Genomic DNA, 14,378 nt, shown 5'->3' with positions numbered 1-14,378 from the left:
TCACGGCATCCCCGTGGCGCGCACGGTGATGTTGAGCCGTCCGCGCGCGAGCCCACAGCCTTCGGGCGCGGTGCCCGGGAATATTTTCGGCACCCCGTGGTAGGCGAGGCGCGAAGGCCCGCCGAACACGAACGCGTCCCCGGATTCGAGCCGGACGTCGGTGTGGGGCTTGCCCCGGCCTTGGGCGTTGCCGAACCGGAACACGCAACTGTCGCCGACGCTGAGCGAGACGACCGGCGCGTCCGTTCTCTCGTCCTTGTCTTGGTGCATGCCCATCCGCGCATGCGCGTCGTAGTGGTTCACCAGCGCGGCGTCCGGGCGGTACGTTCGGGCAGCGGTCGCGCCGCAGGCCTCGCGCACAACGGCCTTGGCGAGGTCGCCGAGCCAATCCGGGAAGGGCAAGACCTGCTGGCCGTTGACGTCGTCGGCGGTCCGGGTGTACCGGTACGGCTGCCAATGCCAGCCGAGGCACACCGTGCGGACCGACATGCGGCCCCCGTTCGGGAGCGCCGCCGCACGAAGCGGAACCGGCCCGCGCGCCCACATCTGGAACTCGGCGCTCAGTCTGGCCTGCTCGGGCAGCGACAGCCAACCGGGCAGATGCACGGCCCCAGCGGGGAGAGCCTGCCGTTCCCGCGGCGGGCCGAGCACGTCCTCGGGGCCGAAAAGCGTCATAGCCTGGTCTCCTTGCGCCCTGGTTTGCGTACAGCCGGGTCCGCTCGCGCCGACGGCTGCCAACGCGGACTGCGTCAGTGCATGAACTGCTTCCTGGGCTTCAGCCCGCCTTGGGAAAGCTCCTGCATCGCTGTCCCCACCGCCTGGACCAGCGCTCGGGCGAGTTCGCCGCTGAACCCTTCCCGCACAACGATCCGCAGCACCGACAGCCCTTGCGCGCCCTCGGGCATCGGGTAGGCGGGCACCTGCCAGCCCCCGGCGCGCAACGCGTGCGAGAGCGCGTACACGTCGTAGCCCAGTTCCTCGTCCAAAGCGAACGCCACCACGGGGATCGCGGAGCCGTCGGCGATCATTCGCACGCCGGGCAGCGCGGCGAGCTCGTCGGCGATCCACCTGGCGATGTGCTGCAACGCGCCCATGATCCGCGTGTAGCCCTCGCGTCCGAAGCGCAAAAAGTTGTAGTACTGGCCGATCACTTGGTTGCCGGGGCGGGAAAAGTTCAAGGTGAACGTCGGCATGTCGCCGCCGAGGTAGGAGACCCGGAAAATCAGCTCTTCCGGCAGCTGCTCCCGGTCCCGCCACACGACGAACCCGACGCCGGGGTACGTGAGCCCGTATTTGTGCCCGGACACGTTGATCGACGCGACCCTGGGCACGCGGAAGTCCCAGCGCAGCTCCGGATGCAGGAACGGGGCGACGAAACCCCCGCTCGCCGCGTCCACATGGATCTTGACGTCCGGCCCGCCCGAAGCAGCAAGCTCGTCGAGGACCTGGGCGATCTGCTCGACCGGTTCGAACTCGCCGGTGAAGGTGGTGCCGAGGATCGCCACGACGCCGATGGTGTTCTCGTCCACCGCCTCGCGGACCTGCTCCGCCGTGATGGTGTACCGGCCGGGGGCCATCGGCAGATACCGGGGCTCGACTTCGAAATAGCGGCAGAACTTCTCCCACACCACTTGCACATTGGACCCGAGCACCAGGTTCGGCCTTGCCGTGCTCGCGCCCGCGCGCTCGCGCGCGAGCCGCCAACGCCATTTCAGCGCGAGCCCGCCCAGCATCACAGCCTCGCTGGACCCGATCGTGGACACCCCGGTCGCGGTCCCCGGGTCGCCCGGGTCGAGCCCCGGGGCGTGGAAGAGGTCGGCGACGATGGACACGCACCGCGTCTCGATGGCCGCGGTGGCCGGGTACTCGTCCTTGTCGATCATGTTCTTGTCGAACGCCTCGACCATGAGCTTTTGGGCTTGCGGCTCCATCCAGGTGCTCACGAACGTCGCGAGGTTCAAGCGGGACGAACCGTCGAGCATGAGCTCGTCATGGATGTGCCGGGCGACGCCGTCGGCGTCCAGGCTGGTGTCGCCGAGCCGCGCAGGAGGCTGGAACTGCAAGTCGAGCCAGCTGGTGTACGCGGGATCTGTGCTCATGGGCCTGCTCCGATCTGTTCAGGAATTCGCTCAGGCGACTTCGACGGCTTCTTCGCGGGGCAGGATGCGCAATTCCGCCCCGGCCGGCCCGTATTCGGCATAGCGGTCGGTGTACGACTGCGGAAAACGCTCGGTCTCCCCATGCACCGGCACCGAGAGCCGCGCTTTGACCGCGCGGAGGAACTCGACGCCGTCCGACACCCTCATCCACGGCCCGCCGGTGGGCACCGCGAGGACCTGGGGGCTGCGCTCCGGCACATGCAACGCGTCGCCGGGATGGTAAAAAAGATCAGGTTCGGACTCGTCGCCGAAAATGAAACCCAGATTGTCCACCACCGGAACATCCGGCACGATCACGGCGTGTTTGCCGCCGACCACGCGGACGTTCAGCGCGCCCGCCGCGAAGGAGTCGCCGGGGACGACCTTCTGCCACCCCTCGCCGAGGATCTCCTGCGTCTGCGCGTCCGTGACCAGCGCGGCCTGCGGGTTGAGCTCGATCAGCGGCCCGAGGCGGCTCTGGTCGACGTGATCCGCGTGCTGGTGGGTGATGAGGATCGCGTCCAGGCCCGAGACGCCTTCGAACCCGTGCGAGAAGGACCCCGGATCGATCAGAACTTTCGTTCCCGCGTGCTCCACGAGGACGCAGGACTGGCCGAAGTGAGCGAGACGCATGCGCCAAGCCTACTCCGATCCCGCGGCCTACTCGCAGCTCGTGGGCGCCGGCTGGTCCCCGGCGAAGCGCGCCCCGAGCCAGTCCAGCACATCTTTGTCGTCTTCGACGTCAGCGTGCCCTTGGCCGGGGCGGACGATCTCCTGCACGCGCAAGCCCAGCGCGCAGCCCTGCCGCACCGCCTCCCGCGTCCATTCGGGCTCGATGAGCTCGTCCTTGGCCCCCTGCACGACCAACAGCGGCCCGTCCCCCGCCGTTTTGGGCAAGGAGACCTCCTCCAGCCAGGCCCGGAGCTTGGCCTGCGCCTGCTCCGTGTCCGGCACCACGTCGCCAGGGGTGATCCGGGAGAGGACAGCGGCTCGTTTCTGCATGTCCTCTGGGGCGCAGGAGAGCAAAACGTCGTGGTTCTCCAGCAAGGCCCCGGACAGGAAATCCTCCCATTTGCCGTCGGGGTGCCTCGCGAGGTACCCGGCGATCAGAGCCGGGAACAGCGACTCCTGCAGCTTGGTCAGCTTGCCGTGGAGCGCCGCGTCGAAGGCTGCCGCGCCATTGACCGCGGGGGCGAGCGCGACAGCGCCGACGAACTGGAACGATTTGCCGTACTCCTTCGCGTGCTCCAAGGCCGCCCATGCGGCTTGGCCGCCTTGGGAATGGCCCATCGCGGCCCATTTGTTGGAGTGTTGCGGGACGAGCTGGCGCGCGGCGGCGACCGCGTCGATCAGGTTGTACGCGGCGGTCTTGGGGTCCAGGAACGGGTGCGTGCCCGCCGAGGAAAGCCCTTGGTAATCGCTCATCACGACCAGGTAGCCCGCTTTGACCAGCGGGGCGAGCCGCTTGGTGACGCTGGCGAGCAGCGGGTGCTCGGCAGCCCCGCAGTCCCCGCGCACACCGGTCAGGCCGTGGCCGACGGTGATAATGGGCCACCCCTCTTTCGGGGCGGGTCCGGCGGGGGTGAGGACGACGCCGCCGACCTCGGTCGCGGAGCCGTCAAGGCCCGAGACGGAGCGATAGCGGATCAGCGTCGCGTCCGCGCCCGGCGGGAGGAGCCGCTTCCAGTCGGCAGGAGCCTCCTGCGAGGAGAGCTTCGTGCCGGGCGGGACGCTCGTCGGCGTCGTGGTCGTGTTCGGGGGCGCGGAGGGCGGGGCGGGCGGAGGAGGCGGGGGCGGAGCGGCTTTGTCCTGGCCGCAGGCGCCCAGGCCGCACACGGCCAAAACGAACGGAACCGATGAGGCCACAAGTCGGCTCGCCAACCGGCGCCACTCTTTTCGCACGTCCAACAGTGTAGAGCGTGAAGGTCCGCAAGGCGAGTTGCTACCCTGGCGGGCGTGCGCCCGCAAGCCGGCTCCGTCCGCGTCTCCTCGGTATGGGTGTTCACGCTTGCCCTTCTGCTGTTCATTCTGTTCGCCGATCAGCTCTCGGGGGCGTTCGCGGCGCACCCGGCCCTGGCCGAGGCGGCCACCGTCTTCTCGGGCATTTTCGTGCAGGCGATCCCGTTCGTGGCGTTGGGCGTGCTGGTGAGCGCGCTCATCGCGGCCTTTTTGCCCGGCGACGACCTGCGCAAGCTCCTTCCTGCTGGCAGGCGGGCCCGAGTGCTGGCGGCGGGGTTGGCCGGGGTGGGGTTGCCCGCGTGCGAGTGCGCGTCTGCGCCGATCGCGAGCCGAATGCTCGATTCGGGCGTCGGCAGGGGCGCGGCCATCGCTTTTTTGCTCTCCGCCCCGGCGATCAACCCGGTGGTGATCGCTGCGACGTTCGTGGCGTTCCCCGACCGGCCGCAGATGGCGTTGTGCAGGTTCGCGGCTTCCCTGCTGGTCGCGTGGCTCGTCGGCCTCGTGTTCGCCAAAAGCTCGGCAGAGCGGGAGCCGCCGCCGAACGCGGCGCACCCGCACGAGGTTGCGGGCTCCTGGTCCGACAGGTTCCTCGCGGCGGCCCAGGCGGACCTGCTGTCCTCGGGCTCGTTCCTGGTGGCCGGGGCGGCGTTCGCGGCAATCGCGCATGTGGCGCTGCCGCCGTCGTGGCTCGCGGCCCTCGGCGCCAGCCTTGTGCCCGCGATCGCGGCGATGGCCGTGTTCGCCGTCGTGCTTTCGGTGTGCTCGGAGGCGGACGCGTTCGTCGCGGCGAGCTTCACCACGATGCCCTCGACCGCGCAACTGGTCTTCCTGGTGGTGAGCCCGATGGTGGACCTGAAACTCGTCGCGATGCATGTGGGGATGTTCGGCACGAAATTCACGGCGCGGCTGGACGCGGTTGTTCTCGCCATAGCGGTCCTGATGGCGGCCGCGGCCGGTCTGCTGGTGTTCGGAGGAGGTCGATAACGGTGCGCCGAGAGACACAACACTTGATCCTGCTGCTGCTGGGCGGGGCCGTGCTCAAGATCTCGTTGAACGGGAACTATGCGCGGTATGTGAAACCCGCGCTCGGGCCGTGGCTCACGGCGACCGGCGCGGCGGCCGTGCTGCTCGCGGTGGCGCTCATCGCGGCGAGTTTTCGCAGCAAGCCCACAGAGCACGAGCACGAGCACGAGCACCATCATTCGAGCCGGATGGCGTGGTTGTTGATGGTTCCGGCGTTGGTGCTGCTCTTCGCGCCGCCGCCGGTGTTGACCGTGGACCAGCCGCCCGCGCAGGCGCAGGCGGCTCCAGCCGACCCGGCCCCCTACCCGCCGCTGCCCCCGGGCCAACCGTCGATGAAGCTGATCGACTTCGTCGGCCGGGCGCTCGGGGCCCCGGCCACGCTCGACGGCAGGGAGGTCTCGTTGGTCGGTTTCGTCCGGAAACTCCCCGACGGACTCTATTTGGCCAGGGTGTTCATCTGGTGTTGCGCGGCGGACGCGCGCTCGGTGGTGCTCAAGCTCGACGTGGACCCTGCCCGCGCCCCCGCGCAGGACCTCGCCGACAAACAGTGGGTGCGGCTGATCGGGACATACGTGCCGGGCAGCATCGACAACGACCCGGAGGACATTCCGACCGTGCGCGTCATACACGTCGCGCCCATCCCGCCGCCCGAGAACCCGTACGAGACCTGACCACGAGCGCAGGCCCCGCAGCGTCCGCCAAGGGGACGCACAGGCGAAGCCGGTAGGGTGGACGGCTATGCGAAAGAAACTGTTGGCAGCGATGGCCGCCGTCGCGGGCGCGGCCGCGCTGGCGGCGGCCCCCGCGCGCGCCGACCGGCAAAGCGTGTGCGAAACGGTGGACGGCTTGTGGTCTGAGCGCAGCGAGTTCGTGCAGATCACCGGCAGGGCCGCGTGCGAGCTGACCCCGGAGACGCCGGGCAGCACCTTCTTGCAGCTGCAATATGAGTACCCGAGCGATGTGGCGGACGACGCCGCGGGCAGCAAGCAGCTGGCCGCGTGGCTGAAGTCCCGGATCGCCGTCTACCAAGGACAGCTCGCGGGCGCGCGCGACGGCGACGAACGGCAGATCGCCGTCGGGGCCACTTATGAGGAGCAGTCGGCCGGAGCGGCGCGGACGGTGGTTTTCACCGAGACCGCGTTCACGAAGGGGAACCGGCAGCCCGTGACGCAAAAACTCACCCAGACGTTCACCCTGTCCGCGCCCCCGCCGGTGGCCGGGGCCCCTGACGGCGCTGCCCCGGACAGCGCTGCGCCCGCGCCTGGCGCCCCCGTGCCTGGGGCTCCGGCGCCCGCCGTCCCGCCGATCGCCGCGCCAGCATCGCCAGCCACCACCGCGCCCGCCGCCCCGGCCCCTGCCACGCCTGCTGCCAGCGCGAAGCCGCCCAAGACGAGCGTCAAACCGCTCCGCTGACCGTGATGCGACGTTTGCTCACCGCGCTCATCGCGACCGGCCTGCTCGCAGGACCAGCCGCCGCCCCGGCCCTCGCGGACCAGGCCAGCGTGTGCGCCCAGGCAGGCGGGGCGTGGCGCGAGCACGGCGAGTACCCGCGCCACACCGACGAGGCGCGCTGCGAGTTCCAGGAAAGCCTGTCCGACGACCGAACAGTCAGCTACAGCAGCCCCGTGCCGGGCGACATGCTCGGCGACGAGTGGGTCGAGTCGCAGCTCGCCGCCTTCATCAAGAGCCGGTTCGCCCAGTTGCGCTCCTCGATCCCCTCCGCGCCGCAAACCTCGGTTTCCGGCGACATCGACGAACACCACGACTACCGGCACTCCGCCTCGGTGCAGAGCCTCGTGTTCCACGAGACAGTGTCCGTCTCGGCCGCGGCGCACCCGAACGACGAGTGCCTGACCCTGACATTCGACTTGGCCGAGCACCGGCAACTGCGCATCTCGGACCTGTTCAAAGCGGGGACGAACATCCCGGCCACGATCACGCCGCTGGTGCTGCGCGACGCGAAACAGGGGACGCTCGGGCAGCTCTCCATCGGAACCTACAACGACGGCTCCTACTCGGCGTTCGCTTTGACCCCGACCGACCTGGTCGTCTACTTGCCCGCCGAGCGTGTCGGGGCGGTGAACGCGGGCGCGTTCTCCGCCACGATCCCGCTCAGCGCGTTCGGGGACACGCTCCGGCCGGAATACCGCTCGAGCTGAGAAAAGGAGACCAGCACCGAGCCAGAGACCAGCACAACGAAAGAGCGCAGCGCCGGGGATTTCAGCGCGCAGTGTCCTCGACGGCGATCCCCACCGCCGTGCCCGGTTCGAGCCGCTGCGCGAGATCATGGCCGACCTGCGCCTCGACCACGCAATCCCCCACCCGGCACAGCGCCCGCAAACCTTCGCCGTGCGAGACGATCCCGATGAACGCGCCCTCGATGCATGCGCCACCGTGTCGCGGCGGCGCCTCCGCGCCCAACACCACTCTCGCCGCTGTGGGCGGGAACAACGCCGACCCGACACGGTTGAGCCCCACAAGACGAGCCGCGAACTCGGTCGCCGGGTCGGCGACAAGCCCCTCGGGGCTGGTCGTCTGCGCCACCCGCCCCGCATCGAGCACCACAACAACATCGGCGAGGGTCGCGACGTCCGCGAAATCGTGCGTCGCCAGCACGCACGTCCGGCCGTCGAGCAGCCGACGCAACACGGCCCGCAGCTCCGCCGCGGCCTGCACGTCCATCGCGGCGAACGGCTCGTCCAACAGCAGCACCTGGGGGTCGGCGGCGAGGGCCTGGGCGAGCGCCACCCGCTGCGCCTGCCCGCCGGACAGCTCATGCGGGCGCCGCGCGGCCCACCGCAAAGCGCCGAGCTGCTCCAACCATTCGCGGGCCAGCGCGCGGGAGCGCGCGACGGAAAGACCAGCGACCCTCGGCGCGAACGCCACATTGTCCAACACGTCCAGATGCTCGAACAGCACCGCGCGTTGCGCGAGCAGCGCGACTTTGCGCCGCCACACCGGCGTCGGCGCCACGTCCCGGCCCCCGACAAGGACCTGCCCCCGGTCTGGCCGCAACCCGCCCGAAACCATTGCGAGCAGGCTTGATTTACCCGCCCCGTTCGGGCCGATCAACGCCGCGCACTGCCCGCCGGGAACCTCGAAAGCCGCCTCCACGCCCCGCGCCGCGGCGGCCACATCCACCCGCAACGCCGCGCCGCTCATCGCGCCGCCTCCAACCGCCGACGCTCCTGCGCGGCCCGGCGGCGATCCGCCCACAACGTGAGCAGCACCAACCCGGCAGCGACCGCCAGGAACGCGAGGGAGAGCGCTTGCGCGGCGGCGGGGTCCACCTCCCGCTGCAAATACACCTCCAACGGCAACGTCCGGGTGACCCCCTGGAAGCTGCCCGCGAACGTCAAAGTCGCCCCGAACTCCCCGAGCGCCCTGGCGAACGCCAACGCGGCCGCCGACACCAACGCCGGACGCAGCCTCGGCAACGTCACCCGCCACAGCACCTGCCACGGCCGCGCCCCGAGCCCCGCCGCCGCGCGTTCCGGCGCAGACCCCGCCGCGATGAGCGCGCCCGAAAAAGCCAGCGCGAAAAACGGCAGCGCCACGAAAGCCTGGGCGAGGACAACAGCAGTGGTCGAGAACGCGATCCGCACCCCGGCCTCGTCGAGCCAATGCCCGAGCAAACCGCGCCTGCCGAACGCGGAGAGCAACGCCATGCCGCCCACCACCGGCGGCAGCGCCAACGGCACCAGCAGCGCGCCGCGCAACAACACCGAACCGCGCGCGCCGCTGCGGGCGAGGACCAGCGCGAGCGGGACACCGCACAGCAACACGAGCGCCGTCGCGCTCGTCGTCGTCACCAACGACAGCCGCAGCGCGTCCCGCGCCGCGACCGAGCGCGCCAACGCAGGCAGCTGGCCGAACGCGACCCCCCTCGGCAGGCACAGCACCGGCAGCGTCACCAGCACCAGGCCCAGCGCGGCGGGCACCAGCAGCCCCGGCGAAATCCCGGCTCCCGTCGCGCCCGCGCGCCTACGGCTTCCCAAAGCCCGCGTTCCCGAACACTTCCTGGCCCTGCGGGCTGAGCACCAACGCCACAAAAGCCTCCGCAGTCGCGCCGCGCGGGCCGCCCTTCGCCTGGTCGAGGACCGCGATCGGGTACCGCGTCGCCAGCGCATCGCCTTCCGGGACCGGCACCGACGACACCGTGCCCCCGGCCGCGCTCGCGTCCGTGCTGTACACCAGGCCCGCGTCCGCCTCCCCCGACGCCACCTTCGCGAGCACATCGGCCACCGAGGGCTCCTGGCTGCGCGCCCGGACCACAACACCCGCCTTCGCCTCGACCTTCCCCGCCAGCGCCCCGCACGGCACCTGCGCCGCGCACACCACGACCGCAAGATCCGGGTTCGCCAGGTCCGCGAGCTTCGCTATGCGCTTCGGGTTGCCCCGGGCCGTCACGATCACCAGTCGGTTCGTCGCGAAAACCCGCGCTTCGCCCACCAATTGGCTTTCCCTCGCGCGGTCCATATTCGCCTCGTCAGCCGAAGCCAGCACATCACCCCGCGCCCCTTGGTCGAGCTGCGCCACCAGCGTGGGCGAACCAGCGAAGGTGAACCGCACACTCGTCCCCGGGTGCTGCGCCTCGAACTGTTTGCCGAGCTCCGTGAACACTTTCTGCAGCGACGCCGCCGCGAACACCGTGATGCCCCGCGCCTGCTCCGTCTCGCTGTGCGCGCAGGAGGCAATGCCCGTGGCGGCGATGGCCGTCGCCGTGAACGTCCGCATCACGCTCGACATAAGGTCGAGTCTAGAGGGTGCTGCCCGCCGCGACGAGCCCAGTGCCGCGCGGCCATGCGCCGCACGAGCAGACCTCGCGCTCACACATGCCCGACCTCCTTCGCCAACACGAACGCGCACACCAGCAAAATCATCCCGGCGAACAACGCGAGCCACCCCGGCCACCCGTTGAGACGGGTCGCCACCATCCCGAAAACGAACGCCGCAACGGCGAACACGGCTTCCAACGCGCCCCACCAAGTCCGCTGCGCGACCACGACAACAACGACGATGAGCGCGGCCCCGAACTTCAACACTCGCGCATACCGAAGCCGAGGACAGCCCAGAAAATCCAGAATGAACTCAAGCAAGTCCACTCGCTCCTCCTCTTGGTTTGCGGCTCCGCTCTGCCGTGCGCTTGCCCATGCCTTGCAGCGACCGCCCCTGAGCACACGGGCAGATCAGAGCGGCCACGGCGCGGAACCCAGCCGGATGCTTCATTCAGAAGTGCGCCCAGCTTCACGCTCCGCCAGCTGCCGGACCCATGCGACGGCGTCCTGCCCTGCGAGACGGGCTCGCCGCTGCGGCTCGTTCCACAACGATGTGAGCACTTTTTCAAACTGATCTTTGCGCGGCAATCCCGTCAGGAGCATCCTGCCGAGGACAGCCCCGTTCACATCGAACGCTGCAAGGTAGTCGCCTGCCCGCGAGACGTGGACTGTGCGGTCGTTGCCCGCTTCGTCTTCAACGCTGTACGCAACGATGTCTTCATCTTCGCAACGCCGCATCTCACAGACGTCCCGCCACATGATGGTCTTGACGCTCTTTTTCGAATCGGCCGGAAATGAGAACCAGTCTGGGGTCATGACGAGAAGGTTCTGCTCGTACTCGCCGTCGAACAGGGCGAAAAGCGCGGCGGTGAACCCGAGCGCGCCCAGCACACCGGGCAAAGCTATCACCAGCCATCTCTCGAATGAGCTTTTTCCTTCGAGGAACGCCCATGGGTCGCCCCATGCTTTCGCCGCGAAACCCAAGAGCGCGCCGCTGAAGAACAAGAACGCGATCCCTTCCGCGATTCTGTGGCTGAATTTCGCACGAAGCGCAACCCCGCGGACGAGTGTGCCGTCACGTCGCGTGGAAAACCGATCCACGTCCCCGACGGCTCCTGGCGTGAGCGCGCCCGGGAAGAGAAGTTCCACCGCGAGAACGACCAACGTCGCGAAGAGCGAAAAGAGGACCAGCGTGTCCAGCCCGCCGTCGGACACGACGACAACCGCGCCGCACAACACCAAACCCATGCAGAGCAAAGCCCCTCGCCCCCACACAGACCGCAGCTCCAGGCTGTCGCCGCCGAAGAAACCGGTGCCCTGCGCCACGACCTCGGGATCGACCACCGCCCGTGAAACCAGTGTCACGACAAGCGATATCGCCAGGGACGCCGCGACAACGACACTGAGCCAAGCTTGCTCAGACAACCCGAACCAAAGCAGCTCGTCCATGTGCGGAAGCCTTCCTCTGTGTCATGATGCGCATGCGCCTGTCCGCCACCGCCATTCTGCCCAAGGTCGAAGCCTCCCTCTCGCCGTTAGCTCGCGGCCCACACGGCGAGGGGCGGGCGGGGCGGCGAATCAACGTGCACGAGGTCGACCGTGGTGATCGGCTCCTTGTCAACGTCGAAATACGTGTAACCGTCCACCTCTTGGCCGACATGAACCGATCCGAGCAGGAAACCGATCTCCTGGTCGTCCAAGGCGTCGACACCAGTCAGCTTCGACTGGTACGTGTTGTCCGCTCCCGGCTCTTCGCCTTTCTTGAATCCGGCTTCCCAGCCCAGCAGCGAGATCAGCTTCGTCGGACTTACCGCGCCTGAAACCCATTTGACCGTGAACGAAGCACGCCAGGCGACCCCGTGCCATGCCGCACCTGGAATAACCCCATCCTCCGGGGTGCTCCAGTCCGGGCTCGGCTTCCCAAGAGAGACCAACTCATGGACAGCGACCTCGAAGACAGCACCCTCGGCCTGCACCGTGAACTTTTGCCCGAGACTGCCGCGTTGGGTCGATGAGTCCCCGTTTGGCAAGAGGGTCGCAGCAGTCACCGGCGTTGGGGAGACGCTGTGCTGGGAGCCCGGCGATGATGGGCCTCCGCTTGCCGCATGCGGCACATCCCGGGAGCAGGCCGCTGGCATAAGGGCGAGCATGAGGAGCATAGCGCTTTTCCTTCTGGCATGCGCTCTTTTACTGGGTTCCATAATTTCTCAGCCCTACTTTCTTTCAGTCGTCGCTTACCGCGCTCGCAGTCGAACCTACCAGCGCCTTTGTGGTTGATCTTCGTCTTCGTCGTCTGGAGGGGTTTCGTCGTCCGGGTCAGGATAGAGCTTTGGCGTGAAAGCACCGCCCACCGCGTCCTCTCCAACCTGCTCTACTGCATCTTCTCGAATTGTTCGCAACCTCGCGTTGTGCGCAGCCCGCATAGCCTGCAGAATTCCAGCTGCCAGGCGGGTCGGGCCGAAACGGAAAGCAGCGTTGTCAATGACAAGCGTCTCGTAGTCGCCCTTGGCGTTCATTTCTACCATGATCATCCCCCGCTCGGCTGCGCCAGAGCCACGAGACTTCTGGGCAGCGGCACTCACTGCCTTCAGTGTCTGGATTGTTTGGTCCTGTATCCGTTTGATCTCTCGTTCCCAGTCATCAAAATCCTTAAACTCTGGCATAGGAATCACGACGCGGAAACCTCTCTTATGTCGGGGAACGGTTCAGATTGTCTGACGGCGCGCGGCTAGCCGACGCGGTTACTTGAAATGGCTCTGCAGGTTCCCCACGTCTTTGAACACCTTCTCACCTGCTCTGACGATAGCGTCCGCCTCCTTCAGCGCTTCCCAGACCGCGTCTTTGTACTTCATCAATTCTTTTATGACATCTGTGATATCGCGGATCAGCCGCGTGAGCGCGTCCGAATGGTTCGCGATCACATCTATGCCCTCCATCAGCCAGCCAACGCCCGGTATTTTCTCCGCTATGGCAGTTAAAATCTTGTTAACCACAGCAAGCAACAGTTTCGCAAGGCCGTCTTTGATCTTTTTGATCATCTTTTTAATAAGATCGTTGACTTTGTTGATGAGTTCTCCGACGGCCAAGCAGGCATCTCCCGACACGATCAGGATCTCAGCAAGTGCCGTCTGCCTCACAACGAACCATGTTGGGTGGTCAGCGCTGCCCGGAGGGCCGCTCACTCCGTCTTGCAATTGGCCGAACGTGCTTGCCATCGTGTCCAAGCCCGTGCTGTCGAAATTCAACCCTGGTATCGTGCTTGAACCCCAGTCTGCCGCGATCTGCTTGCCCAAGCTCTTCAAGTCATCAGCGTGGTGGGCCAGCTCCTTGGGGAAGGCATCCGACCAATCATGGACAATGGAGTCAGCTTTTTTCTCATCCATGGTAATTATGTCAACGACATGCTTGAATTGCTCGACATTCTTCATCAACCAATCGATCACATCCTTGCTGATGGACATGAAAAAATCTCCGTCAGAGACAGCACCGTCAAAAGCGTCGATCTCCCTCGTCTTGTCGGAGTGCTGGGCAAGATTCAACGCTTTGAGCTTCGTGACAAAATCCTGCACGTCCTTCTTACATTGCACAGCGTCTGATAATAGTGTTCCAGGCATATCGTCCTCCCCAGCCTAAAAATTGTATTTCACTTGATCGCCCACGTTGGCAAGGCTCTGCGTGTTGTGGTGCTCCTGCTCCTCGAAAATTTTCGCAGCTTCACGAAGGTGACCACCGGTCGTCACAACAGTGTTCCCCAGTCCGGCGAGCCCTTCGCCTGCGGCGACTTCAAGAATGCGGAGACCTGCCTCGAAGATGTCACCGATCCAGCCATAAGCAGAGCTGTCGGCATTCTCGTTCTTCATTTTATTACCCGTGGCGACTATTTGCCTTCCCACATCCTCCACGCGATTCGCGTCCGTCTTCATACCATCAATATTGACCCGCATATGTCCTCCTCAAAGACCTTCTCGAATCAGCGCCGCAGATCCCTGCGCCAGTCGTATTCTTCTTCCTCTTCGTCGGGGTCCGGGGCCCAGCGCCGCTGATTACCGTTCTCGCCCCAGAGCGCCCCTCCCTTTGGCTCCTCCTCAGGCTCCGGCTCAAGCCGTTTCTCGGTATAGTCACGAGCCTCTTCATCCCCGACAACCGTTGAGAACGGAGCTTCGCCAGCAGCTATGGCTGCATTCTTCGCCTTGGTCAGGGCGAGTAGCACCGCCCGCTCCAGCTTTGGCGAACCGAGATGCATAGCGCGATCCGCGAGCTTGATATCGACAATCATCCCGTTTGAGTCGACTTCGACCCGCACGGAGCCGTGCTCCGCCTCTCCGACGCCGCGAATGGCTGTTAAAGCACGTTCAGCTTCATCTAGCTCAGCGAGCCTTCGCTCGATATCTCTATTGAACTTAGCGTTAACCTCTGCACTTGTCATGCCTTCATAGGGAGTGTCCGCCATTCCGGCTCCACCCGAATCAGCGGTCATAAC

18 protein-coding genes are annotated in these 14,378 nt (G+C 66.8%); 4 read left to right on the top strand and 14 right to left on the bottom strand.

Annotated elements, in window-relative coordinates; genetic code table 11:
• The 4 genes from SROT_RS01395 to SROT_RS01380 form a co-directional block, all read right to left on the bottom strand.
• Entirely contained in the window at positions 1–675 is a 675-nt protein-coding gene (locus SROT_RS01395) for an alpha-ketoglutarate-dependent dioxygenase AlkB family protein (protein WP_013137217.1), read from the bottom strand.
• A gap of 74 nt (positions 676–749) precedes the next feature.
• Positions 750–2,099, bottom strand: coding sequence for a glutamate decarboxylase (gad, locus tag SROT_RS01390; protein WP_013137216.1), 1,350 nt, complete (start codon positions 2,097–2,099; stop codon positions 750–752).
• 30 nt (positions 2,100–2,129) lie between these two features.
• The gene (locus SROT_RS01385) at positions 2,130–2,771 is read right to left on the bottom strand and encodes an MBL fold metallo-hydrolase (protein ID WP_013137215.1); all 642 of its coding nucleotides are present in this window, start codon (positions 2,769–2,771) and stop codon (positions 2,130–2,132) included.
• A 27-nt stretch (positions 2,772–2,798) separates the two neighbouring features.
• Positions 2,799–4,040, bottom strand: coding sequence for an alpha/beta hydrolase family protein (locus SROT_RS01380; protein ID WP_041407529.1), 1,242 nt, complete (start codon positions 4,038–4,040; stop codon positions 2,799–2,801).
• Between the two features lie 54 nt (positions 4,041–4,094).
• Between SROT_RS01380 and SROT_RS01375 the strand changes: the two genes are divergently transcribed.
• From SROT_RS01375 to SROT_RS01360, 4 genes are all read left to right on the top strand, one after another.
• Positions 4,095–5,081, top strand: coding sequence for a permease (locus SROT_RS01375; protein WP_013137213.1), 987 nt, complete (start codon positions 4,095–4,097; stop codon positions 5,079–5,081).
• A 2-nt stretch (positions 5,082–5,083) separates the two neighbouring features.
• Complete coding sequence (locus SROT_RS01370) at positions 5,084–5,791, top strand: TIGR03943 family putative permease subunit (RefSeq protein ID WP_013137212.1); 708 nt, start codon at positions 5,084–5,086, stop codon at positions 5,789–5,791.
• 67 nt (positions 5,792–5,858) lie between these two features.
• Complete coding sequence (locus tag SROT_RS01365; protein ID WP_013137211.1) at positions 5,859–6,533, top strand: hypothetical protein; 675 nt, start codon at positions 5,859–5,861, stop codon at positions 6,531–6,533.
• Positions 6,534–6,538: 5 nt separating this feature from the next.
• Complete coding sequence (locus SROT_RS01360; RefSeq protein WP_013137210.1) at positions 6,539–7,279, top strand: DUF3298 domain-containing protein; 741 nt, start codon at positions 6,539–6,541, stop codon at positions 7,277–7,279.
• Positions 7,280–7,340: 61 nt separating this feature from the next.
• Here the strand turns inward: SROT_RS01360 and SROT_RS01355 are convergent, their stop codons facing one another.
• The 10 genes from SROT_RS01355 to SROT_RS01310 form a co-directional block, all read right to left on the bottom strand.
• On the bottom strand, positions 7,341–8,282 hold the full coding sequence (locus tag SROT_RS01355) for a sulfate/molybdate ABC transporter ATP-binding protein (RefSeq protein ID WP_013137209.1): 942 nt from the start codon (positions 8,280–8,282) through the stop codon (positions 7,341–7,343).
• Complete coding sequence (locus tag SROT_RS01350; RefSeq protein WP_049773249.1) at positions 8,279–9,118, bottom strand: ABC transporter permease; 840 nt, start codon at positions 9,116–9,118, stop codon at positions 8,279–8,281. Before SROT_RS01350 ends, SROT_RS01355 begins: the two co-directional genes overlap by 4 nt.
• A complete protein-coding gene (modA, locus tag SROT_RS01345; RefSeq protein ID WP_083777807.1) occupies positions 9,105–9,869 on the bottom strand; it encodes a molybdate ABC transporter substrate-binding protein in 765 nt (254 codons plus the stop codon). The genes SROT_RS01350 and modA overlap by 14 nt, the downstream gene beginning before the upstream one ends.
• Positions 9,870–9,949: 80 nt before the next feature.
• Positions 9,950–10,225 (bottom strand): hypothetical protein, encoded by a 276-nt coding sequence (locus tag SROT_RS01340; protein ID WP_013137206.1) that lies wholly within the window; start codon positions 10,223–10,225, stop codon positions 9,950–9,952.
• A 120-nt stretch (positions 10,226–10,345) separates the two neighbouring features.
• The gene (locus SROT_RS01335) at positions 10,346–11,347 is read right to left on the bottom strand and encodes a hypothetical protein (RefSeq protein WP_013137205.1); all 1,002 of its coding nucleotides are present in this window, start codon (positions 11,345–11,347) and stop codon (positions 10,346–10,348) included.
• An 86-nt stretch (positions 11,348–11,433) separates the two neighbouring features.
• A complete protein-coding gene (locus SROT_RS01330; protein ID WP_148223299.1) occupies positions 11,434–11,946 on the bottom strand; it encodes a hypothetical protein in 513 nt (170 codons plus the stop codon).
• Between the two features lie 207 nt (positions 11,947–12,153).
• Positions 12,154–12,570: a hypothetical protein gene (locus tag SROT_RS01325; protein WP_013137203.1), complete on the bottom strand. Its 417-nt coding sequence runs from the start codon at positions 12,568–12,570 to the stop codon at positions 12,154–12,156.
• 69 nt (positions 12,571–12,639) lie between these two features.
• Positions 12,640–13,512, bottom strand: a complete 873-nt coding sequence (locus SROT_RS01320) for a hypothetical protein (protein ID WP_013137202.1) — start codon at positions 13,510–13,512, stop codon at positions 12,640–12,642.
• A gap of 15 nt (positions 13,513–13,527) precedes the next feature.
• Positions 13,528–13,842, bottom strand: coding sequence for a hypothetical protein (locus SROT_RS01315; RefSeq protein ID WP_013137201.1), 315 nt, complete (start codon positions 13,840–13,842; stop codon positions 13,528–13,530).
• Between the two features lie 26 nt (positions 13,843–13,868).
• Complete coding sequence (locus tag SROT_RS01310) at positions 13,869–14,375, bottom strand: YbaB/EbfC family nucleoid-associated protein (RefSeq protein ID WP_083777806.1); 507 nt, start codon at positions 14,373–14,375, stop codon at positions 13,869–13,871.
• Positions 14,376–14,378 lie beyond the last annotated feature (3 nt).

The sequence above is a fragment of the Segniliparus rotundus DSM 44985 genome, from assembly GCF_000092825.1.
GTDB lineage: Bacteria > Actinomycetota > Actinomycetes > Mycobacteriales > Mycobacteriaceae > Segniliparus > Segniliparus rotundus.
This window is presented reverse-complemented; position numbering and strand designations above follow the sequence as displayed.

Coding starts and splice junctions, on each gene's coding strand:
- SROT_RS01395 (WP_013137217.1), bottom strand. CDS start 675: ATGACGCTTTTCGGCCCCGAGGACGTGCTCGGCCCGCCGCGGGAACGG.
- gad (WP_013137216.1), bottom strand. CDS start 2,099: ATGAGCACAGATCCCGCGTACACCAGCTGGCTCGACTTGCAGTTCCAG.
- SROT_RS01385 (WP_013137215.1), bottom strand. CDS start 2,771: ATGCGTCTCGCTCACTTCGGCCAGTCCTGCGTCCTCGTGGAGCACGCG.
- SROT_RS01365 (WP_013137211.1), top strand. CDS start 5,859: ATGCGAAAGAAACTGTTGGCAGCGATGGCCGCCGTCGCGGGCGCGGCC.
- SROT_RS01360 (WP_013137210.1), top strand. CDS start 6,539: ATGCGACGTTTGCTCACCGCGCTCATCGCGACCGGCCTGCTCGCAGGA.
- SROT_RS01355 (WP_013137209.1), bottom strand. CDS start 8,282: ATGAGCGGCGCGGCGTTGCGGGTGGATGTGGCCGCCGCGGCGCGGGGC.
- modA (WP_083777807.1), bottom strand. CDS start 9,869: ATGTCGAGCGTGATGCGGACGTTCACGGCGACGGCCATCGCCGCCACG.
- SROT_RS01335 (WP_013137205.1), bottom strand. CDS start 11,347: ATGGACGAGCTGCTTTGGTTCGGGTTGTCTGAGCAAGCTTGGCTCAGT.
- SROT_RS01320 (WP_013137202.1), bottom strand. CDS start 13,512: ATGCCTGGAACACTATTATCAGACGCTGTGCAATGTAAGAAGGACGTG.
- SROT_RS01315 (WP_013137201.1), bottom strand. CDS start 13,842: ATGCGGGTCAATATTGATGGTATGAAGACGGACGCGAATCGCGTGGAG.
- SROT_RS01310 (WP_083777806.1), bottom strand. CDS start 14,375: ATGACCGCTGATTCGGGTGGAGCCGGAATGGCGGACACTCCCTATGAA.